The following is a 19,454-nucleotide window of genomic DNA, read 5'->3' on the forward strand; positions in this document are numbered from 1 at the left end:
AGGGCGGGCAGGGCGAATGAAAAATGAGCGCGTGGCCGGGTTAACGAGTGATTCAGGCCTCCGCTCGCAGGCTCACAGGCGTGAACTTCGCACGATCTGTGAAGCCCCGGTTTCGTTCGCGGGAGGGAGCAATGCGTAAGCAAATTGTTGTTTCCATAGGCTTTGCAGCCGCGCTCTGCGCCCCTGCCATGGCGCAGTCCGCCATCGATTCCGAGGCTTGGCTGACCGCTCCGGCCAGCACGGAAAACCCCGGCGCTGTGCGCTGGCGGATCACGACAGAGTCATCCAATGGCACGCCTGTCGTCATCGGCTCCGGCCAGACCGGTGGCGATCGCGAGATTTCCGCCATTGCCGGCCAGGTCGACTTCTACCCCTTCGGTGACGAATTCTATCTGTCGGCCGGCACGGTCGCGCCCAATGACCGGGGCCGTTACCCGCTCTGGGCGCGCGACACCCGCCAGCGCCCTGACGTTTTCCCGCATGCTGAACTGGCCGAAACCGCCAATCCCAGCCAGATCGAGCGCCTGACCCGCTATTTCGGTGCCGGGGTGACAGTGCGTACGATCGACGACTGGAGCCTGACCGTCGAAGGTGGCGCCTATTTCCAGGATTCCGGCGATGACCGGATGGTGCTGTTCGATCCGGAAACGGGTGAAAACATGCCGCTGCTGGAAGACCTCGACAATATCGATGTCGAAGCTGTCGGCGAGACCCAGGGCCGCTCCGTTCGCCCGGTCGGCCATCTGGTGCTGCGCCGCCGCTTCTAGCACGGCCCCGGCCAGGACACCCCAAGCGTCCATCCCCCTTCATATCGCACCGCTCGCCCCCTAGACTGAGCGCCGAATCTGCATGATCGGCGCACGATGCCTCTCAACCTGTCCTTCCTGCCCTTTCTGAACCGGATCGAGAAAACCGTGCTCGATGCCGTCGAGCACGAGGTGGAATGGTTCTGCCTCCCGGCCGGCAAATTGCTGTTCCGGGAAGGCGATGATGCCGACGCCTTCTACCTGGTACGGTCCGGCGCCCTGGCGGCCTTCCGCGACGGCGCCCTGGGGCGGCCGGACCTGATCGGCTATATCCGTGCCGGCGAGCCAGTCGGCGAAATGTCCCTGCTGGACGAAACCCCGCATTCGGCCAGCGTCTACGCGCTGCGCGACAGCGAACTCATCCGCCTGCCCAAGGCCAGTTTCGAACGCCTTACCTCCAAACATGCCAGCCTGATGCGCGAGCTCTCCCGCATGATGCTGGCGCGCCTGCGCGGGCCCAACCGGTCGGCCGGGTCGGAGCCGCGGGTCTTCGCCTTGATCTCGACCTCGCCGACCATCGATCTCGACTACCGGGCCCGCGAGCTCAAGGCGGCCTTGAAGACAATCGGTACCAGCTGCGCCATCGCCGACGAGACGTGTGCCGACTGGAGCGCCAGCCAGCTCGATGCGCTGGAGCAGAACCATGATGTCGTCCTGCTGGTCGCGCGCTTCTCCGACCCGGGCTGGGCACGCCGCGCCATGGGCCGGGCCGACCGTATGTGGCTGTTCGCGCGGGCGGATGCGCGGCCCTCCACCCCGCTCCTGCCGGACGACCCCTCGCCTGCCATGCGGCTGAAACTTCTCGACGTAGTGCTACTGCATCCCGGTGGCGTGACCGCTGCGTCCCGGCCGCAGGAATGGGCCAATGCCTCGGACGCCGCTCGCGTCTTCCACTGGCGCCAGGACCAGCATGTCGCCGATACGGCCCGCCTCGCCCGCACGCTCGCCGGCAGGTCCGTCGGCCTTGTCGTGTCGGGCGGCGGGGCCCGGGCCTATGCCCATCTCGGTGCAATCAGGGCGCTGCGTGAGGCCGGCGTGCCCCTCGACTTCGTCGGCGGTGCCTCGATGGGCGCCATTGTCGCCGCCGGGATTGCGCTCGACTGGAGCGATGACGAGCTGGACTGGCGGATCCGCAAGGCCTTTGTCGAGACCAATCCGCTGGACGACTGGACCCTCCCCGTCATTTCCATGGCACGGGGCGAGAAGGTCGACCGGCGCCTGAAAGAGCATTTCGGGGATGTCGAGATCGCCGAACTCGTACGCCCCTATTTCTGCCTGTCCTCGAACCTGGCGTCCGGCCGGCCGCATGTGCACCGGTCCGGCCGACTGCGCGATGCGCTGCGCGCCTCGATCGCCATTCCCGGCCTCCTGCCGCCTGTCGTGGTGCACGGGCAGATCCTGGTCGACGGCGCCGTCTTCACCAATTTCCCGGCCCGCGAGATGCGCGCTTTTCATCGCGGCGCGGTGGTCGGGGTCGATGTCACACGCGCCCAGGGCCTCAATCCGGACGATTTCATCGACCCGCCGAGCTTTTTCGGCTGGGTGCGGCGGCACGGTCTGAAATCCCCCCCGCCGATCGCGTCCCTACTGATGCGCGCCGCCACGGTCGGTGTGGCCGACCATCGCGATGTCGGACGCGAAGCCGCCGACTTGCTCATCCTGCCCGACACACCGGTCGATATCCGGCAGTGGGACCGCTTCGACGAGGTGGTCGAGGCCGGCTATGAGGCGACTCAGGACATGCTGGCCGGCATCAATGACGAGATGCGTGCGCGGCTGGGCCTGCCTGTGCCGCCCGGGGCCTGACGCCGTTCAGTCGCGCCAGAACTGCCACCAGGCCGGCGCATCCTCCTTTTCCAGTCCCAGCCAGGCCCGCACGCGATCCTGGGCGGGGTCCAGCCGGGTCCAGACCGGCAGGCGCGTCTCGATGGCATTGTCGACGGCCGGGCTGAAGACAGACACCGCAAATGCCAGCCCCAGCACCGTGACCAGCAGCGTCAGCAAGGGTTTGAGAATATCGCCCAGAAACCGGATCAGCCCGCCCATCTCGCCTCCCCGGCCGCACCGCGCCTAGAAGGGCGGATAATTGTCGGTCCAGCCGCGCAGCACGATGGTGCGCTCGGCGGTCTCGGACATCAGGCAGCTCGTCTGCTCCAGGCCGGCATGACTGCCGCCTTCGAAGATCGAGGCCAGAAAGGCGCAATCGGCGTCGCGTTTGGCGATCCAGGCGCGCTGCGCGTCGCGCAGCGCCGTCGCCCGCGTCCCGTCATGGCGCGCACGCAGGGCGTCATAGGCCTCGTTGAGCGCTGCATCCCAGGCCTCGAGCTCCTGCGCGGTGCAGCCGATCATGCCGGCATTCGTCTCGCCGTCCGGGTTCAGACGGATACAGGCCTCGGTGAAATCGCCGATACAGTCGCGGGACGTCCCGTCCTGGCGCCCCAGGCACATCGCCACCGTATCCGACGCACTCAGCTGTGGCATGGCGCGCGCAGCGGCGGGCACGGGCTTGTCGCCCTGTGCGGCGAGAAGCGCGGCGGCGGCAAGAATGGGCATCAGCATCATGAACAACCTCGTTACGGCCAGGAGCCTAGCAGGAACGGCCGTACGGTGCACCGGTTCCCGCGCGCGGGAGAACGCTCAGCGATATTCCGGATTGGGATGGTCGAAACGGGCGCCGTCATCCCACGCGCGCCGTGAATTGCCTTCGGCCGGCAAGCCGCCATTGCGCTTGAGCAGCGCGGCCAGGTGCATGAGATTCCAGCTCATAAAGGTCGTGTTGCGCTGGGTGAAGTCGTTCTGCGGTCCGCCGGAATACGGGTCGAGATAGGACGGCCCCGGCCCCGCCTCGCCGATCCAGCCGGCATCGGCCTGCGGCGGGATGGTGTAGCCGACATGCTGGAGCGCGTAGAGCATGCTCATCGCGACGTGCTTGATGCCGTCCTCATTGCCGGTGACGATGCAGCCGCCGACCTTGCCGTAATAGCTGTACTGGCCCTTCTCGTTCATGTCTGCGGACTGGGCATAGAGACGTTCGATCAGCATGCGGGCGACCGAGCTTTCCTCGCCCAGCCAGATCGGCGTGCCAACCACAAGGATATCCGCCGCCTTCACATGCGCCCAGATCTGCGGCCAGACATCGCGCTCCCAGCCATGCTCGGTCATGTCCGGATAGACACCATGGGCGATGTCGTGATCGACAAGACGGATCATCTCCGTCGCCACGCCCTGCTTGTCCATGATCGCCTGCGAGACCTTCATCAGGCCTTCGGTATTGGACACGTCCGGCGATTTCTTCAGCGTGCAGTTGATGAAGACGGCTTTGAGATCGGAATAGTCGGCCATGAAAAAAGCTCCGGGAGATTCTCCCGGAGCTTAGCATATACGGCTCGGCGATAACGTCAGCCCGTCTCGCCGAACAGTTCCCGGCCGATCAGCCAGCGGCGGATTTCCGACGTGCCGGCGCCGATCTCGTAGAGTTTGGCGTCGCGCAGCAGGCGGCCCGTGGGATATTCGTTGATATAGCCATTCCCACCCAGCAGCTGGATCGCGTCCAGCGCCATCTGGGTGGCATTTTCGGCAGCATAGAGGATGGCACCGGCGGCGTCCTTGCGCGTCGTCTGGCCGCGATCGCAGGCCTGGGCAACGGCGTAGACATAGGCACGCGTCGCGTTCATGCGCACATACATGTCGGCGAGCTTGCCCTGGACCAGCTGGAATTCGCCAATCGAGCGGCCGAACTGCTTGCGTTCGCGGATATAGGGCATCACCACATCCATGCAGGCCTGCATGATGCCGACGGGGCCGGAGGACAGTACGGCGCGCTCATAGTCGAGCCCCGACATCAGCACTTCCACACCGCCATTGAGCGGGCCCATGACATTCTCTTCGGGGACCTCGCAGTCCTCGAACACCAGCTCGCCGGTCTCCGAACCGCGCATGCCCAGCTTGTCGAGCTTCTGGGCGACGGAGAAACCCTTCATGTCCTTCTCGATGATGAAGGCAGAAATGCCGCGCGAACCGGCATCGGCATCCGTCTTGGCATAGACGATCAGCGTATCCGCGGTCGGTGCATTGGTGATCCACATCTTCGAGCCGTTGAGGACGTAACGGTCGCCCTTCTTCTCGGCCTTCAGGCGCATCGAGACGACGTCGGAGCCGGCGCCCGGCTCGGACATGGCCAGCGAACCGACATGCTCGCCGGACATCAGCTTTGGCAGGTATTTCGTCTTCTGGGCGTCATTGCCCCAGCGGCGCAGCTGGTTGACACACAGATTGGAGTGGGCGCCATAGGACAGGCCCACCGAAGCCGAGGCACGGGAAATCTCTTCCATCGCCACGACGTGTTCCAGATAGCCCAGACCGGATCCGCCGAGCTCTTCCTCGACGGTGATGCCCAGAAGGCCCAGATCGCCCATCTTGCGCCACAGATCGTGCGGGAAGACGTCGGTCTGGTCGATCTCGGCCGCGCGCGGCGCGATCTCGTCGGAGGCGAAGGAACGGACGGTATCGCGGATCATGTCCGCGGTGTCGCCCAGGTGGAAATCAAGCGTGGGGTATTGGTTCGAAATCATGCTGCGCGATGTATCACGCGGACGGGACCGGTCAAGATACCGGCGTGAAACGCGCGAAAAACTTTACCGGGCTTCCGCGGTAACGCGCCGATTTTTTTTCAACCGCCCCAGCCATACCGAGCCAAGCGACCACGCAGCGGCCAGCATGAGGAAAACGCCTGCAATCAGCGCCCAGGCATCCCCGGTCAGGCTGCGCTCGGACCACATCCGGCCCCAATCGCCCCAGGTCATCACCGCACCGAAGGCGGTCACCACGGCGCCGGCAGCCAGCGAGGCGATATAGCCCCAGCTGCCATCGTCGGACTTTCCGACCGGCTTTTCCTCGGCCTCGGGCGGCAGATCGGCGGCCAGGTCGCGCGGTGAGAAACTGTCCTCGTCAGAATCCTGGATCAGAGGATCGTCGCCCTCCAGCAGATCATCCTGCCGGACTTCGACTTCGGCGTCTTCGGTCTCGACGCGTTCGCCCTCGACCTCGCCGACAGCACCATGGCTTTCGGCCGGCACATTCGACGCATGCGGCGGCGGCGTGTCCTGACCGGCAACGGCAACGGCCCGTTCGACGATTTCCGTGATCGCCACTTCCGGTGCAGGCTCGGTCTCGTTGGCGGCAGCCACCGCGTCTTCGACAACAGACTCCGCCTCGATCGCCTCCGGTTCTGCATCCCGCTGCGCAGGCGCAGCCGGCAGAACGACATCGCCGTCGGCCGGGTCCGGCCGGAAACGCGCGGTCATCACAGATGTGAAGGCATAGCCCAGTTCGACGCGCAACGGCAGCTGCGGGACCGGTGGAACCTGTTCAGAGGCAGGCGCAGCCGGAGCCGGCGCCTCCACAACGGGTTCGGCTGTCCCGATGGCCTCAAGGCCCGGCATGGCGGTCAGGGCAAAGCCCAGCGCCGTATCGGCCGCCAGGGCGAAGACCGGCGCAGCCGTCTCCGGCTCATCCGTACCGGCCTCGGCCAGTTCCTCGCTCATGCGGGCCGCAACCAGCGCCTCGGGCGTGCTCGTGTCGGCTTCAGCGTCAACGGCCAGATCTTCGACCGGAGACTCGACAGCGGCCTCCCCCGCGTCTTCGGCCGGACGCTCGGCAGCGGCATCGTCCTCGTCGACCGCCTCGTAGGCGGCCTCGACCGGCGCATCGCTCATGTCAGAGACGGCGGCTTCAACCGACGCCATGTCGTGATCGTCCGCCAGCGCCTCGCGCTCTTCCAGCGGCATGGCCTCGACCGTGGCGAGGATGCGGGCAATTTCCGCTTCCGCTTCGGCGCGGCTGGAGATACGACGATCCGGCATGGGTGGAGGCGGCGGTGCATAATCCTCGACCGGTTCGTCCCGGCCGCCGGCAATGGCACCTTCCAGCACACGCTCCTCGCGGGGGTGCTCGACCTTGATCACCAGTTCGACGGCCGGACGCTCGGCCCGCGCCGGCACCATCGCATCCAGGAAAGCGCGGCTTTCCGCCTCGCGGCGCGCGCTGGTGCCGTCACCATGCGCAGCCAGCGCCTCGGCTGCCGCGTCCAGCCGGCCCTCATAGAGATAGCGGGCAACATCGGAATTGCGGAAAGCGTCGCGGCCAATATCGTGGATGAAGGACACCAGCGCATCGCGCTGTCCGCGCGCCAGCGGAATGTCCGCGATCTCGTCGATCGCTGTCTCGGCCTGCATGACATCGTAGATCAGCAGCAGCGACGCCTCTTCCTCGGAGACCTTGATACCGCCGCGCGCGGCAGCCCGGTGGCCATAGCCCACAACCCAGCGGCCGTCCGCCCCGCGGATCGCCGTCTCGCGGAAAGGTTCGAACCGCTTGATCAGCTCACGCGCGGCCGGAGAGGATTTCAACTGCGGTTTCGTCATGTTCCGTTTCGAGACATTGCCCTGGCCCTGTCCACTCCCCCTGCAAGCGGGGCGCCGCAGCGCTAGTCCTGCGGTCCGCGGAAGACGTCCGTCGTGCCGATGGCGGTGAAGGGCGCGAAGAATCCGCCGCCCGAACCGCCGCCGACCAGGTAGATATCGCCATCCAGCAACGCCGCATCGGCCCCGGTCCGCGGCGACGGCATGCCCGCCTCCTGCCGCCAGCCCGTCTCACCCGGCGCCCAGGAGAGATGATCCTGCAGGGTGGCACCGCCATCTGCTGCGCGGCCGCCGAAGACGTGGATCCGGCCGGCCCGGACAACCGCCGCCAGCCCCGACCGGCCACCCGGCAGCGCCGGCCCGGCCGTCCATTCACCGCTTTGCGGGTCGAACACATCGTGCCGGTCGACAGCGCCCTCTGCTGTCGCACCACCCAGCACATGGACGCGGCCATCGATCACGACAGCCGCGGTGCCCCGGCGGGTAATCCCTTCCGGGGCCTCGAGGGTCGACCATTCGCTGGTCTCGGGATCGAAGACGAAAACAGAGGCATCGTCGCGCAAGCCGCCTATGGCATAGAGCTGACCCTCGACGGCAACCAGCGAGAAATCCGCCTTCGGCGCCGGCATGGCGGCTTCGCTCTGCCAGATATTGCCCTCGATGGAGAAGGACCACATGCGCGCACTGGGACCGACCACTGCGGTTTCGTCAGCGGCATAACCGCCGGCGGCATAGATCCGCTCGCCGGTCGCGGCCATACCGAAATGCTCGAGCCCGCGCGGCAGCGGCGTTTCCGGGAACCAGCGCTCATAGCCCGGATCATAGCTCTCGAATTCGTCGCGCGGCGATGTCAGGCCCGAACCGCCGGCCGCGAAGATCCGGCCGTCATGCACCACAACGGCAAGACCCGCGCGCGGCGCGTCCAGCCGGGCCGTCTCTTCCCAATGCCCGCCATCCGCGGCGTCCTGGGCCAGAACAGCCGGACCGGATGCCAGAAGCACCGCTACAAGACCTGTCAAAACACGCACGCTGTCACCATTCGTCAGCCGGGGCCCGTTGCCGGGACACCCCTTATTATCATCACAACAGGACCAGTGTCGCCAGTCCCAGAAAGGCCAGGAAGCCGACCACATCGGTCACCGTGGTCACAAAGACCGATGACGCCACGGCCGGGTCGGCGCCGGCGCGCACCAGGCCCAGCGGCACGAGAATGCCGGACAGGCCGGCGCAGGCGAGGTTCAGAACCATGGCGATGGCGATCACGCTGGCCAGCGCGACGTCCTGGAACCACAGAATGGTCACCGCGCCCATCACGACCGCAAAAATGAGCCCGTTGACCGCGCCGGTCGCCAGTTCGCGCCAGATCACCCGCATGGCGTTGGCCGCGGTCAGATCGCGCTCGGCGATCGAGCGCACCGCAACGGCCAGCGACTGGGTGCCGGCATTGCCGCCCATCGACGCCACGATCGGCATCAGCACGGCCAGCGCGACGACCTGGGAGATCGCGCCCTCGAACAGGGCGATCACGCCGGAGGCCAGCACCGCTGTGGCCAGATTGACCAGCAGCCAGGGCGCCCGCGAGCGCACGGACCGCACGACGGTATCCGCCAGACCTGCCTCGTTCACGCCGGCCAGGGCCAGAAGGTCTTCCTTGTTCTCGTCCTGGATGACGTGAACGATATCGTCCAGCGTCAGCATACCGGTCAGCCGCCCGGCACTGTCGACAACCGGCGCCGAGACCAGGTGGTATTTCTGGAACAGGTAGGCGACCTCTTCCTGGTCGGTCTCCGGGTCCACGAGGATGCGCGGTGTTTCCATCAGATCCGAAAGGGCCACATCACGCCGCGCACTCAGGAGGCGGCAGACGGGGATCTCGCCCACCGGGCGGAAACCGGAATCAATAACAAAGAGATCGTGGAACTTGTCCGGCAGGTCGTCCGACGCCCGCATATGGTCGAGCGCATGCCCGACAGACCAGAATTCCGGCGCGGCAACGAATTCGCGCTGCATGAGACGGCCGGCCGTCTCATCCTCGAAGGCCAGGCTCTGCTCGACCGCCTGACGGTCAAACTCGGAGATTTCGGCCAGAACAGCCGCCCGGGTCTCCGCGTCGAGCTCCTCGACAACCTCGGTGGCGTCATCCGAATCGAGTTCCTGGATTGCCGCCGCCAGATGCGACGGGTCCAGATAGGCCATGACGACTTCACGCGTGTCCGGCTCGATTTCCGCGAGCACTTCACCGGTGAAGACATCGGGCGCGAGCGTCGCAACGCCCTCCTGCTGCCCGGCTGTCAGCTGTTCGAGCACGTCGGCGATGTCGGCGGCGTGCAGCGGCGCCAGCATGCGCCGGATCGCGTCACCATCGCCATCGGCAATGGCCTGCCGGAGATTGCCGACGAATTCGGGATCGACATCAGCCAGCGCGTGAGAATCGACGGGGAGGTCTTCTTCGAATGCGGCTTCGCCCATCTGATCCTCCTTACCGTGTCGCCATGCGTCCTACACTAGGGCTGGAATCACACGAAATCGAGACCACGCTGGGGCCCAAATGCGGAAATTTGCAGGGTTTTGGAGCATGTTCCGCAGACAGGAGAGGAATGCGCGTAGTGCGGGCGAGTTCCGGCGGAGCATGGCGCGACCAGTCCGCCTGCGCCGAGATTTCGGCGGGACATCCTACGCTCGGGAAATGTCGGGGCTTGCCCAGCCAAACCCCGGATCAAGTCCGGGGGAGCGTAGGATGGTGCGGTCGAGAAGACTCGAACTTCCACGGGTTTTACCCCACAGCGACCTCAACGCTGCGCGTCTACCAATTCCGCCACGACCGCACGTCATGGAGGCGCGGGAGATAGCAACATCGCCGCGCCTTGTGAAGAGTGTTCTGCAACGCTTTATGCAGCAGCAAAGAATTCGTTGGCGTCGGCCGGGCCGGTAATAGACACGGCGACGCGGTCACCCTGGATGATGACATCGCCGCGGGCGATCGGATGATTATTGGCCAGGATCCACACCTGGTCGTCCTCACCGGTATCCAGGGGAATCACCGCACCCCGGCCCATGCGCAGGAATTGCTGGATCGGCATTTGTGACCGGCCCAGAAGGACCGAGATTTCAACGCTGACGGATCCGATCTGACTCACGTATGAGCTCCTGCTCTTGCGGTTCGCGGCTTCGGGACCGATGTTTGGGCCGATACGGTTTCGCGAGCGTTAAGATAAATGGATAAGGCAATACCGCCGGTCGAATGGGCCGTCTCCGAGGACCATGTCCCCTACCCGAAGGCGCTTGCCTTCATGGAAGCGCGCGCGGCGGCGATTGCCGACGGCACGGCCGGCGAACTGGTCTGGCTGCTCGAACACGCACCGCTCTACACCGCCGGCACGAGCGCCAAGCGCGAAGACCTGCTAATGCCCGACCGCTTTCCCGTCTACGAAACCGGCCGCGGCGGCGAATACACCTATCACGGGCCGGGACAGCGCGTGGCCTATGTCATGCTGGACCTGACGCGGCGCGGCCGCGATGTGCGCGCCTTCATCCAGTCGCTCGAACGCTGGCTGATCGGTGCTGCCGCCCAGTTCGGTGTCGAGGCCGGGCCGCGCGACGGGCGGGTCGGCGTCTGGGTCGATCGCGGCGGTGGCCGCGAAGACAAGATCGCCGCCATCGGCGTGCGCCTGCGCCGCTGGGTGTCCTTCCACGGCATCGCCTTCAATGTCGATCCGGACCTGTCGCATTTCGGCGGTATCACGCCCTGCGGCATCTCCGATCCGCGCTATGGCGTCACCAGCCTCGCAGATCTCGGCCATACGGTGAGAATGGCCGACTTCGACGCCGCCCTGCACCTGGCCTTCCTGGACGCGTTCGGCGAGGCCCGCCGGGTCGACGCACCGGCGCTCGCAAGCGCCGCCTGATCGCAGCCCGGCTAAAGCACGAACGGCGTCAGGGCGAAGGGCAGGATGACCAGTCCTGCAGCGATCCAGCGAGCCGGCCCCATGGCCCGCCAGCTGCGCGCCAGGCCGCGGCGCCAACCCGGCGTCTCGCGCGCCGTCTTGGCCAGCCGAAGCGCATAGATCGCCACACCGGTGCCGGCCAGCGCCGTCAGCGCCACGCCGAACAGGAACCAGAGCGCCTTGGTCCAGTAGCCGCCGAACGTGCCGAAATGCAGCGGGTCGGCAGCCTCGGCGATCCTCTGATGCGCACTCAAGCGCGCCGGATCGACCACATCGAGCAGCACCCCGGTTCGCGGATCGATCCAGGCCGTATTGGCCCGCGGGCGAACAAGGATGGCGCGCCCGGTATAGCCATGCACTTCGGCGGGCGTCTCCCGGTCCGGCGGCCAAAACACGGCCTCGATCCTGAAGTCCGGATGCCGGGCCATCAGGGCGGCAATGCCGGCGTCGATGGCCTCGCCCGTACCAAGCTCGCGCTCCAGGGCCGCGGTCTGCGGCAGGTCCGGATCGTCCCCGTTGGCAGCCGGCGCCCCGGCGCCCAGCACCTCGACGAGATACCAGAGCCCGGTGACGATCATCACCAAGACGAACCACAGCGACCAGACGCCCGCCACCCGGTGCGCATCGCCGATCCAGGCCCGCGCTGTGCGGCCGCGCGGCAGGCGCAGGAAACCGCGCCACCATTTCTTGTAGACCCAGAAGGACGTCACCAGCGACACGGCCAGAAAGACCGCCGCCAGCGCCACGATCGGCACGCCGTATTTCACCGGCAGCATGAGATGGCGGTGCGTGTTGCGCAGGAAACGCTGAACACCGGCCCAGGGCCCCGTGCCGGTTATCTCTCCCGTGCGCGGATGGACATAGACATGCGTCGATATACCATCCCGGCGCAGAACGGCGTCGAAGGTCGCCGCCGGATGGACCGGCGCGTAGACGATCATCCGCCCCTCCCCGCCGGTCTCGGCCATCACGGTCTCGCCGACCGCGCCCCAGCCGGCACGACCCTCGATCGCTGTCGGTGCCGCCCACATCGCCGGGCGCAATGCCCAGTCGATCTCGTAGGAGAAGACGGCCAGCGTGCCGGTCAGGAAGACGAAGGTAAGGAAGAGCGACAGCTGCAGGCCGGCCCATTGATGCACGCGCCACCAGGCCGAACGGGCTTTCGCCTTCTTGCCTGCCGGTGCGGTCACCTCACGGGTCACGGCCTGCGCGTCCATCGCCGGACTACCAGCGCCGGGTCAGTTCGACGAAGATCGAGCGCGGCGCCCCCGGGAAGTGGCCGGTGCGGTCGATGAAGCCGCTCGACGCATAGGTTTCGTCGAACAGGTTGTCGATCCGCAGCAGCGCCCGCCAGGCGTCGATCTCGTAGATCATCGAGGCGTCGAAGACGACATAGGGCCGGACTTTCTGGCCACTGATCGACTGGCGCACATCGACATAATCACCGCCCAGCGCCACCGCCGTATTGATCTGCGGGAACTGGTAGCGGGTCCAGAAACCGGCCGTGTGCTGCGGGGCGTTGGCAAACCGGTCACCGACCGAATTGGTCAGCGCATTCGTCCCGGCATCGCCGGTGATCAGCGTGTCGTTGTAAGCGTAGGACATGGTGGCGACCCAGTTCGAGGTGATGTCGGCCGTCACGTCGAACTCGAAGCCTTCCGATGTCACCTCGCCCAGCGCCACCAGATCGTCCACACCGTCATTGCCGACATCGCCGCGCGGGTCGGACTGCAGCACGTTGGAGCGCACGATGCGGTAGATGGAGGCCGAAGACTGGACGTGTCCGTCCAGCAATTCGGTGCGCACGCCCGCTTCCCAGATTTCGCCGGCGCTGGGATCGAACGGACCGCCTGCCTGAGGATCCTGGCTGGAGATGGATTGCGGCTCGAAGCTTTCGGCCCACTGGGCAAACAGCGAGATGTCATCGCGCAGGCGATAGACACCGCCCGCACGCCAGGTCGTCGCCTCGTCCTGGAAACCGTCACCGGTGACCAGGTCGGTATCCTCGAACCGGTCCTGACGGACCCCGATGACACCGATAAAGCGGCCGATCGTGGCCTCGTTCATAAGGTAGATGCCCCGGCGCTCCTGTTCGCTGCGCGTCAGACGATAGTCGGCGCGCGGCGGCAGGGCGTAGGTCGACGGGTCGGTGACACCGTATTCCGGCGTGAACAGGCTGAGCGGCGTCGGCAGACCCGCGGTCGGGACATTGCGGCCGCGCAGGCTGAAGCCGAGGAAGTCGGATTCCTGGGTATACCAGTCGACCCCGGCCAGGAGACGGTTATCGATCCGGCCGAAGGCATGGCTCCAGATCGCATTGGCGCCGAAGGACCAGCTCTCATTGCCGCGCTCCTGGTCGCGGAATTCGCGGATCGAGGCATCGACCGCGCCATCGCCGTCCGAATCGAACAGGCCGCGCGGCTCGTGATATTGCTGCGTCTCCTCACCCTCATTCCAGCGCAGGCCCGCATCGAAGGAGAGGCTGGAGGTCAGATCATACTCGATCCGCGCCTGCAGGACATTCGAGACCAGGCGCAGGAAGTCGCTGTCCTCATTGTGGTTCCAGCGGCGGTCGGTGAGGAAATTGCCGGCATCGTCCGTGGGCACGCCGCGCAAGCGATTGCCGCCCAGATCCTGATCATAGCGCGTCGCCTGCAGCAGGATGCGGCCGCGATCCAGCGCGATGGCGAGGCCGGCGTCGAAGATCTGCGTGGTGCTGTCGGCATTGCGGCGCGGCTGGTTCATGGTCTCGTAGAAGACGCCGGCGCGGCCCGACACGCGATCGGTCAGCCCCCCTTCCAGCTCGGCCGAAGCGCCGTAGCGGCCTTCCGTGCCGGCCACCAGGCTGGTCTGGGCGGAAAATTCCTCGCCCGGCGTCTTGGTGATGTAGTTGAACAGGCCGCCCGGTGCCCCCGGACCGTAGAGCATGCCGGCCGGCCCTTTGAGGAATTCCACGCGCGACACGTTGAACAGCTGCGGCACGGAGAAGCCGGCATAGGGATCGCCGCGCAGCCCGTCGAAATAGATCTCTTCCTGGCGGAAGCCCCGCGCGGTCACGCCGGCATAGCTGAACACGCTGACACCGGAGAAATTGCGGTAGAGGTCCTGGGCGTCGCGCGCACCCTGGTCCTCGATCAGCTGCTCATTGATCACCTGCACCGTCTGGGTCGACAGCAGCGGTTCGACCGGCAGCTTGCCCGAGCTGATCTCACCGACGCGGTAGAGCGAGCGCGCCCGTCCGGTGACGATGACGACATCCTCGTCGGCATGCTGGGCGGTGTCCGGGGCGTCTGCGGACTGAACCGCAAAGGCCGGGACAGCCATGAGGGCGAAGGCGCAACCGGCCAGGGCCGATGTCGTGAGAAGACGGGTCATGCGGAACAACTCTCAAACCTGCAATTAAGAATGAGACGCATAAATAACTTGAGAACCGTTCCGTCAAGCACAACGCACTGCGGCTGCACCGGTCAGGCGCAGCCGCACAAAAAGCGTTGCTGATTTGAGACAGGCTGGCGTGGGCCGTCAGCCCTGGCGCGACATGCGCGAGAACCAGACGGCGAAGGCCAGGATCACCAGCCAGAAGCCGATGAAGGAGGCCAGGCCAGTCGTCGCGGTCAGCTGTTCCAGCATTTCGGGATTTTCCTGCAGGGCGCGCTGGAATTCCTGCTGAAAACCCGGCTCGCCCATGGCTTCGGCCAGCGCGGCCTGGTCAGACGTGTCCACACCGTTTTCGGCGGCGAAATCGACCATGGCGCTATAGATGCCCGGCATCAGGCCGGCCATGGCGCCGATCCCCTTGCCCACAATGGCCAGACCGACGGGCAGGAAGGCAATCCCAACGCCCATGCCGGCATGGCGGCGGCGATTGATGAAGAGCGACAGCACGAAAAACCAGATCGCCAGCATGCCGATCCACACCGGAACCGGGCCCAGTCCGAACTGGATACGGACGAAATCGGCAACCGCCAGAACGGCAAGGCCGGCGAGCAATGCGGTCGCCGATGCACGGTAGACCGGCAGGAAGAGAACGAGCGGATTCATGATGCCTCCCAACGCCACACACAAAGACGGGGCCGCACAATCGCGGCCCCGTCCTTCAGGATCAAGTGATTTTGCCGTGTCAGACGGCGGCCGGCTTGAGACGATAGGCGTAGAAACCGACGGCGCCGTTTGCCACCACGCTGATAATGATGCTGACCAGTGCGGTGCTCAGCCCGGCAGCCTGATAGCCCGCCGGATTGCTCAGCGACGCGCCCACGATCACCGGCATCAGGATCATGCTGAGCACGATCGAGATCACGATCATCACGACAAAGGCTGCCGCCGCCAGCCAGCCGGACTGGCCGGCATCGTGGAAACGCTTGGCAAAGATGCACACCCAGCAGAACAGCAGCGCGAGGCTGCCAACCAGGTTGATCAGCCCGCCGATCACCGGAACCAGGGCAATGAATTGCAGGACAATAGCCGCCGCCACGAGCGCGACCAGGCCCTGGGCGAACTCCATGGGGCCGAGCTTGCCGCTCGCGCCGATGAGGATGCGCTGGGCATCCTTGGGATCGATGATGAAATCGTTGAGCGCCATGTTCGTCTCCCATTAGCTCGATGCGCGACAATTAGCGCGACTCGTTTGCAATGGCACGGCAAATCTGGCGAAGGCGCCGCCTAGCCCTGTTCGTCGGACGGAGCCGGAGGCTCGGCCGTCAGGATACGGATCGGCGCCGGCCCGTAGGCATTTGCCCCCGCCTGCCCCGCCGAAAGCCCGACCCACAGCGTGTAGATAAGCCAGACGAGATTGCCGAAGCCCGCCAGCATGCTCAGCGCGCCCCCCAAGGCGAACATGTTGAACAGGTTGATATCCCCTCCGGACAGCATACGAGAGAGAAGCGTTGCCCCCGCTATCATGACAGCCATCAGCACAAGCAAGCCGGTAATGGCCCAAGGTATCATATGAACCCAGGCCGACCGTCCAGCATCGTGCAACCGCTTGCCGTAAACGCAAACACCAACGTAGATCAGGACAAGCCAAACCAAGCCACCGAGCAAGGGAATCGGCGTTAGAAACACATTCCCCAAGACGATCATCAGCATGCCGATCCAGAATTCGCGCTGGGCGATCCGGCCGTTCGGATTGAGCAGGACATACTGCAGATCCATCGGTTCTCTCCCCCGAAAGCACGCCCCAAGCGGGCCCGACGGCCAAGTAACGCACGACTCCGCCCTGGGGGTGAAGCCTTATTCGAACTCGATCATGAGTTCATCTGCGGCGACGGATGCGCCGGGTTCGACCTTGATCGCCTTGATGGTGCCATCGGTTTCCGCGCGCAGGACGTTTTCCATCTTCATCGCCTCGACAATGATGAGCGGCTCGCCGGTCTTCACCTCCTGGCCCTCGGCCACTTCGATGGCGACGACAAGGCCCGGCATGGGCGAGACGACCAGTTTGGCAGTGTCCGGCTTTTCCTTCTCCGGCAGGCGCACATGCAGCTCGGCCGAGCGCGGCGTGCAGACGATACCGACCGCCTTGAAACCGCGATGGCGCAGCAGATAGCCCTCGGTCCGGTCGGAGAATTCCAGCGCGACGGCGCGCCCGTCGATCTCGGCCTCGAACAAGTGCTGGCCGGGATGCCAGGCCGTCCTCACCGTCAGCTTGTCGGAGACCAGCGACGGCGCCCAGACGGTCGCCTCGCCCTCACCGCTCATCTCGATCTCGACCGGGATGCGGCGCTTGTCCAGGAAAACCACCCATTCGCGCGTGGTCACCGTCTCTTCCGGGCGCAGACGCCCCTCGATCCGACCCGCACGCCGCGTCAGCGTCTCGTGGACATAGGCCGCACAGCAGGTCATCGCCACCAGCTGGTCCTCGCGCGGCGCAGTGCCGTGGAAGCCTTCCGGGAAGTGCTCGCCGATATAGCCGGTATGGATGCGGCCGGCCCGGAAGTCCGTCTCGTCCAGCACGGCCGACAGGAAGGGCGCGTTGGACTGCAACCCCTCCACATGCAGCCGGTCCAGCGAGGCCGCCAGCGTATCGATCGCCGCCTCGCGGGTTTTGCCATAACCGATCACCTTGGCAATCATCGGATCGTAGAAGAGCGAGATTTCGTCGCCCTCGCGCACGCCACTGTCAATCCGCAGCATGCCCTCGCCCAGCTGGCCTTCTTCCGGCATGGCATAGCGCTTGAGGCGCCCGATCGAGGGCAGGAAGCCGCGATAGGGATCTTCCGCATAGAGACGCGCCTCGACGGCCCAGCCATCGATCTTCACGTCCTTCTGGGCAATCTCCAGCTTTTCCCCGGCGGCCGAGCGGATCATCTGCTCCACCAGGTCCAGCCCCGTGGTCAGCTCGGTGACCGGGTGCTCCACCTGCAGGCGGGTATTCATCTCGAGGAAGTAGAAATTCCGGTCCTTGTCGACGATGAACTCGACCGTACCGGCGCTGTCATAATCCACGGCCTGGGACAGGGCGACGGCCTGCTCGCCCATCGCCTTGCGGGTCCTGGCATCGAGGAAGGGCGACGGCGCCTCTTCCAGGACTTTCTGGTTACGCCGCTGCACCGAGCACTCACGCTCGTTGAGATGGACCACATTGCCGTGCTTGTCGCCCAGCACCTGGATCTCGATATGGCGCGGCTCCTCGATGAATTTCTCAATCAGGATACGGTCGTCGCCGAAGGAGGATTTCGCCTCGTTGCGCGCTGCCTTGAACCCGTCCTTCACCTCGGCGTCCGAGCGGGCAATCCGCATCCCCTTGCCGCCGCCACCGGCCGAGGCCTTCAGCATCACCGGATAACCGATCTTCTGGGCCGCAATCAGCGCCGTCTCGGCATCATTGATCTCGCCATCGGCACCCGGAATAGTCGACACGCCCGACTTCGCCGCCAGCTGCTTGGAGCGGATCTTGTCGCCCATCGCGTCGATCGCATTCACATTCGGCCCGATCCAGGCCACGCCGATCTCGGCCAGCGCTTTGGGAAAGGCCGCATTCTCCGACAGGAAGCCGAAACCGGGATGCACCGCATCCGCGCCGGTCTGCTTGATGGCCTCGAGGATCTTGTCCAGCACCAGATAGCTTTCGCCCGGCGCCGGCGGGCCGATGAACACCGCCTCGTCCGCCATCTCCACAGCCAGGCTGTCCGCATCCGCCTCGGAATACACCGCAACCGTTGCAATCCCCAGACGGCGGCAGGTCTTGATCACCCGGACGGCGATCTCGCCACGGTTCGCAATCAGTATCTTGTTGAACATGAACGGCCCCAAAGCATGGCGGGCGGACGCCCGGAATAGCCGCACCGGTTTAGCGTGCCGTCCTGCCGCGCGGCAAGCGCTGCACTGAGACTGGTGGGCAGACTAATCGGCCCGCTCGCGGTCCGGACCGCTGAACCAGTCGGCCTCCAGCGCGCGCAGCCGCCCGACCACGGACACCAGGAAGGCCGTCGACCAGCCGATCAGCAGGAAGCCGGTAATCCCCTCCATCGCCGCGACCAGCCGCCAGCTGGCCGACAGCACCACATCGCCATAGCCGAGTGTGGAGAAGGTGGAGGCCGAGAAATACAGCGCCTCCTCCAGCGTGCCGATCTCGCCCAGCAGCAGATAGAGGCCTGCAAACAGCCAGATCTCGATCCCGTGCAGCCCCAGCACGCCCAGCACGACCGCGAGAATCAGCCCGGCTTGCAACAGCCGGTGCCCCGGCTCGCGCGCGCCGTCACCACGCCAGCGGATCATCACCAGAAGCGCGCCCAGCCCGACCATGTGAATGGCCAGGACCAGCACGATCATCACGCCGGAAACCGCCAGTGCCGCAATCATCCCTGCCCCTCTGCCAAAGATCGAACCTAGATACAGCCATCGTCCCCCACGCGAAAGTCAGGTCCAACGGTGACGCTTCGCACTTTCGCCCCGTCACCCTCCGTTTTTCCCGGCCACCCGCTTTCGCGGGCGCAGGCTTCAGTCAGGGCCCGGTTCGTAGAGCGAGGTGGCCGCGATCTCGCACTTATCCCCGCCTCACTCACCTCCCCAACCCGTCGTCATCCCCCGGCTTGTCCGGGGGAGCTGCGCTCGCCGGGGGGCGATTTCGCTGTAAAGTGAGGCACTTGCCCTCGCCCACGGGATGGATGAGGTCCCCCGGACACGCCGGGGGATGACGGGGGAGAGAGAATAGCGCCGCAAACTTATCCCCGTCCGCTCAACAGCGCGTAAGATCGTCATCGGTTTCCGGGATGGGAGGCATGAGCTCAGTCCCTTGTGCCCGGGAGCGTGCGGAGCTCGTCCGCGCCTGGTGGGTGACAGCA

At 65.7% G+C, this 19,454-nt stretch carries 18 protein-coding genes and 1 tRNA gene; 3 read left to right on the forward strand and 16 right to left on the reverse strand.

The window, feature by feature from the left end:
- Positions 1–131: 131 nt before the first annotated feature.
- Together JJ918_RS09300 and JJ918_RS09305 are read left to right on the forward strand one after the other, a co-directional pair.
- Positions 132–767, forward strand: a complete 636-nt coding sequence (locus JJ918_RS09300) for a hypothetical protein (protein ID WP_291886220.1) — start codon at positions 132–134, stop codon at positions 765–767.
- 96 nt (positions 768–863) lie between these two features.
- Complete coding sequence (locus JJ918_RS09305; RefSeq protein WP_291886222.1) at positions 864–2,612, forward strand: patatin-like phospholipase family protein; 1,749 nt, start codon at positions 864–866, stop codon at positions 2,610–2,612.
- Positions 2,613–2,618: 6 nt separating this feature from the next.
- Here JJ918_RS09305 and JJ918_RS09310 read toward each other — a convergent pair whose 3' ends face one another.
- The 9 genes from JJ918_RS09310 to JJ918_RS09350 all read right to left on the reverse strand — a co-directional run bounded on the left by JJ918_RS09310 (position 2,619) and on the right by JJ918_RS09350 (position 10,362).
- A complete protein-coding gene (locus JJ918_RS09310) occupies positions 2,619–2,852 on the reverse strand; it encodes a hypothetical protein (RefSeq protein WP_291886225.1) in 234 nt (77 codons plus the stop codon).
- A gap of 24 nt (positions 2,853–2,876) precedes the next feature.
- Positions 2,877–3,368 carry a lysozyme inhibitor LprI family protein gene (locus JJ918_RS09315; protein WP_291886227.1) on the reverse strand — a complete coding sequence of 164 codons (492 nt, stop codon included), beginning with the start codon at positions 3,366–3,368 and terminating at the stop codon, positions 2,877–2,879.
- A 75-nt stretch (positions 3,369–3,443) separates the two neighbouring features.
- Positions 3,444–4,148 (reverse strand): flavodoxin family protein, encoded by a 705-nt coding sequence (locus JJ918_RS09320; RefSeq protein WP_291886229.1) that lies wholly within the window; start codon positions 4,146–4,148, stop codon positions 3,444–3,446.
- Between the two features lie 56 nt (positions 4,149–4,204).
- On the reverse strand, positions 4,205–5,377 hold the full coding sequence (locus JJ918_RS09325; RefSeq protein ID WP_291886230.1) for an isovaleryl-CoA dehydrogenase: 1,173 nt from the start codon (positions 5,375–5,377) through the stop codon (positions 4,205–4,207).
- 63 nt (positions 5,378–5,440) lie between these two features.
- A complete protein-coding gene (locus JJ918_RS09330) occupies positions 5,441–7,228 on the reverse strand; it encodes a hypothetical protein (RefSeq protein ID WP_291886232.1) in 1,788 nt (595 codons plus the stop codon).
- A 62-nt stretch (positions 7,229–7,290) separates the two neighbouring features.
- Positions 7,291–8,253 (reverse strand): kelch repeat-containing protein, encoded by a 963-nt coding sequence (locus tag JJ918_RS09335; RefSeq protein WP_291886233.1) that lies wholly within the window; start codon positions 8,251–8,253, stop codon positions 7,291–7,293.
- Between the two features lie 52 nt (positions 8,254–8,305).
- The gene (mgtE, locus tag JJ918_RS09340; RefSeq protein ID WP_291886235.1) at positions 8,306–9,694 is read right to left on the reverse strand and encodes a magnesium transporter; all 1,389 of its coding nucleotides are present in this window, start codon (positions 9,692–9,694) and stop codon (positions 8,306–8,308) included.
- 269 nt (positions 9,695–9,963) lie between these two features.
- A tRNA-Leu gene (locus JJ918_RS09345) sits at positions 9,964–10,050 on the reverse strand.
- Positions 10,051–10,113: 63 nt separating this feature from the next.
- Entirely contained in the window at positions 10,114–10,362 is a 249-nt protein-coding gene (locus JJ918_RS09350) for a FliM/FliN family flagellar motor switch protein (RefSeq protein ID WP_271185352.1), read from the reverse strand.
- Between the two features lie 78 nt (positions 10,363–10,440).
- On the opposite strand from JJ918_RS09350, the gene lipB reads away from it, so the two are divergent.
- Positions 10,441–11,130 carry a lipoyl(octanoyl) transferase LipB gene (lipB, locus tag JJ918_RS09355; protein ID WP_291886238.1) on the forward strand — a complete coding sequence of 230 codons (690 nt, stop codon included), beginning with the start codon at positions 10,441–10,443 and terminating at the stop codon, positions 11,128–11,130.
- Positions 11,131–11,141: 11 nt separating this feature from the next.
- On the opposite strand, the gene JJ918_RS09360 is transcribed toward lipB, so the two are convergent.
- From JJ918_RS09360 to JJ918_RS09390, 7 genes are all read right to left on the reverse strand, one after another.
- Positions 11,142–12,386, reverse strand: coding sequence for a PepSY domain-containing protein (locus tag JJ918_RS09360; protein ID WP_291886240.1), 1,245 nt, complete (start codon positions 12,384–12,386; stop codon positions 11,142–11,144).
- A 7-nt stretch (positions 12,387–12,393) separates the two neighbouring features.
- Positions 12,394–14,544: a TonB-dependent siderophore receptor gene (locus JJ918_RS09365; protein WP_291886242.1), complete on the reverse strand. Its 2,151-nt coding sequence runs from the start codon at positions 14,542–14,544 to the stop codon at positions 12,394–12,396.
- A gap of 147 nt (positions 14,545–14,691) precedes the next feature.
- Complete coding sequence (locus JJ918_RS09370) at positions 14,692–15,210, reverse strand: hypothetical protein (RefSeq protein ID WP_291886243.1); 519 nt, start codon at positions 15,208–15,210, stop codon at positions 14,692–14,694.
- A 79-nt stretch (positions 15,211–15,289) separates the two neighbouring features.
- Complete coding sequence (locus JJ918_RS09375) at positions 15,290–15,751, reverse strand: DUF805 domain-containing protein (RefSeq protein WP_291886245.1); 462 nt, start codon at positions 15,749–15,751, stop codon at positions 15,290–15,292.
- An 80-nt stretch (positions 15,752–15,831) separates the two neighbouring features.
- The gene (locus tag JJ918_RS09380; RefSeq protein WP_291886247.1) at positions 15,832–16,323 is read right to left on the reverse strand and encodes a DUF805 domain-containing protein; all 492 of its coding nucleotides are present in this window, start codon (positions 16,321–16,323) and stop codon (positions 15,832–15,834) included.
- Positions 16,324–16,401: 78 nt separating this feature from the next.
- Positions 16,402–18,411, reverse strand: coding sequence for an acetyl/propionyl/methylcrotonyl-CoA carboxylase subunit alpha (locus tag JJ918_RS09385; protein ID WP_291886249.1), 2,010 nt, complete (start codon positions 18,409–18,411; stop codon positions 16,402–16,404).
- Positions 18,412–18,513: 102 nt separating this feature from the next.
- Positions 18,514–18,972: a potassium channel family protein gene (locus JJ918_RS09390; protein ID WP_291886252.1), complete on the reverse strand. Its 459-nt coding sequence runs from the start codon at positions 18,970–18,972 to the stop codon at positions 18,514–18,516.
- Positions 18,973–19,454: the final 482 nt, after the last annotated feature.

This window comes from Maricaulis sp., from assembly GCF_017642925.1.
GTDB lineage: Bacteria > Pseudomonadota > Alphaproteobacteria > Caulobacterales > Maricaulaceae > Maricaulis.

Coding starts and splice junctions, on each gene's coding strand:
- JJ918_RS09375 (WP_291886245.1), bottom strand. CDS start 15,751: ATGGCGCTCAACGATTTCATCATCGATCCCAAGGATGCCCAGCGCATC.
- JJ918_RS09315 (WP_291886227.1), bottom strand. CDS start 3,368: ATGATGCTGATGCCCATTCTTGCCGCCGCCGCGCTTCTCGCCGCACAG.
- JJ918_RS09365 (WP_291886242.1), bottom strand. CDS start 14,544: ATGACCCGTCTTCTCACGACATCGGCCCTGGCCGGTTGCGCCTTCGCC.
- JJ918_RS09390 (WP_291886252.1), bottom strand. CDS start 18,972: ATGATTGCGGCACTGGCGGTTTCCGGCGTGATGATCGTGCTGGTCCTG.
- JJ918_RS09310 (WP_291886225.1), bottom strand. CDS start 2,852: ATGGGCGGGCTGATCCGGTTTCTGGGCGATATTCTCAAACCCTTGCTG.
- JJ918_RS09320 (WP_291886229.1), bottom strand. CDS start 4,148: ATGGCCGACTATTCCGATCTCAAAGCCGTCTTCATCAACTGCACGCTG.
- JJ918_RS09370 (WP_291886243.1), bottom strand. CDS start 15,210: ATGAATCCGCTCGTTCTCTTCCTGCCGGTCTACCGTGCATCGGCGACC.
- JJ918_RS09380 (WP_291886247.1), bottom strand. CDS start 16,323: ATGGATCTGCAGTATGTCCTGCTCAATCCGAACGGCCGGATCGCCCAG.
- JJ918_RS09305 (WP_291886222.1), top strand. CDS start 864: ATGCCTCTCAACCTGTCCTTCCTGCCCTTTCTGAACCGGATCGAGAAA.
- JJ918_RS09325 (WP_291886230.1), bottom strand. CDS start 5,377: ATGATTTCGAACCAATACCCCACGCTTGATTTCCACCTGGGCGACACC.
- JJ918_RS09360 (WP_291886240.1), bottom strand. CDS start 12,386: ATGGACGCGCAGGCCGTGACCCGTGAGGTGACCGCACCGGCAGGCAAG.
- mgtE (WP_291886235.1), bottom strand. CDS start 9,694: ATGGGCGAAGCCGCATTCGAAGAAGACCTCCCCGTCGATTCTCACGCG.
- lipB (WP_291886238.1), top strand. CDS start 10,441: ATGGATAAGGCAATACCGCCGGTCGAATGGGCCGTCTCCGAGGACCAT.
- JJ918_RS09300 (WP_291886220.1), top strand. CDS start 132: ATGCGTAAGCAAATTGTTGTTTCCATAGGCTTTGCAGCCGCGCTCTGC.
- JJ918_RS09385 (WP_291886249.1), bottom strand. CDS start 18,411: ATGTTCAACAAGATACTGATTGCGAACCGTGGCGAGATCGCCGTCCGG.
- JJ918_RS09330 (WP_291886232.1), bottom strand. CDS start 7,228: ATGACGAAACCGCAGTTGAAATCCTCTCCGGCCGCGCGTGAGCTGATC.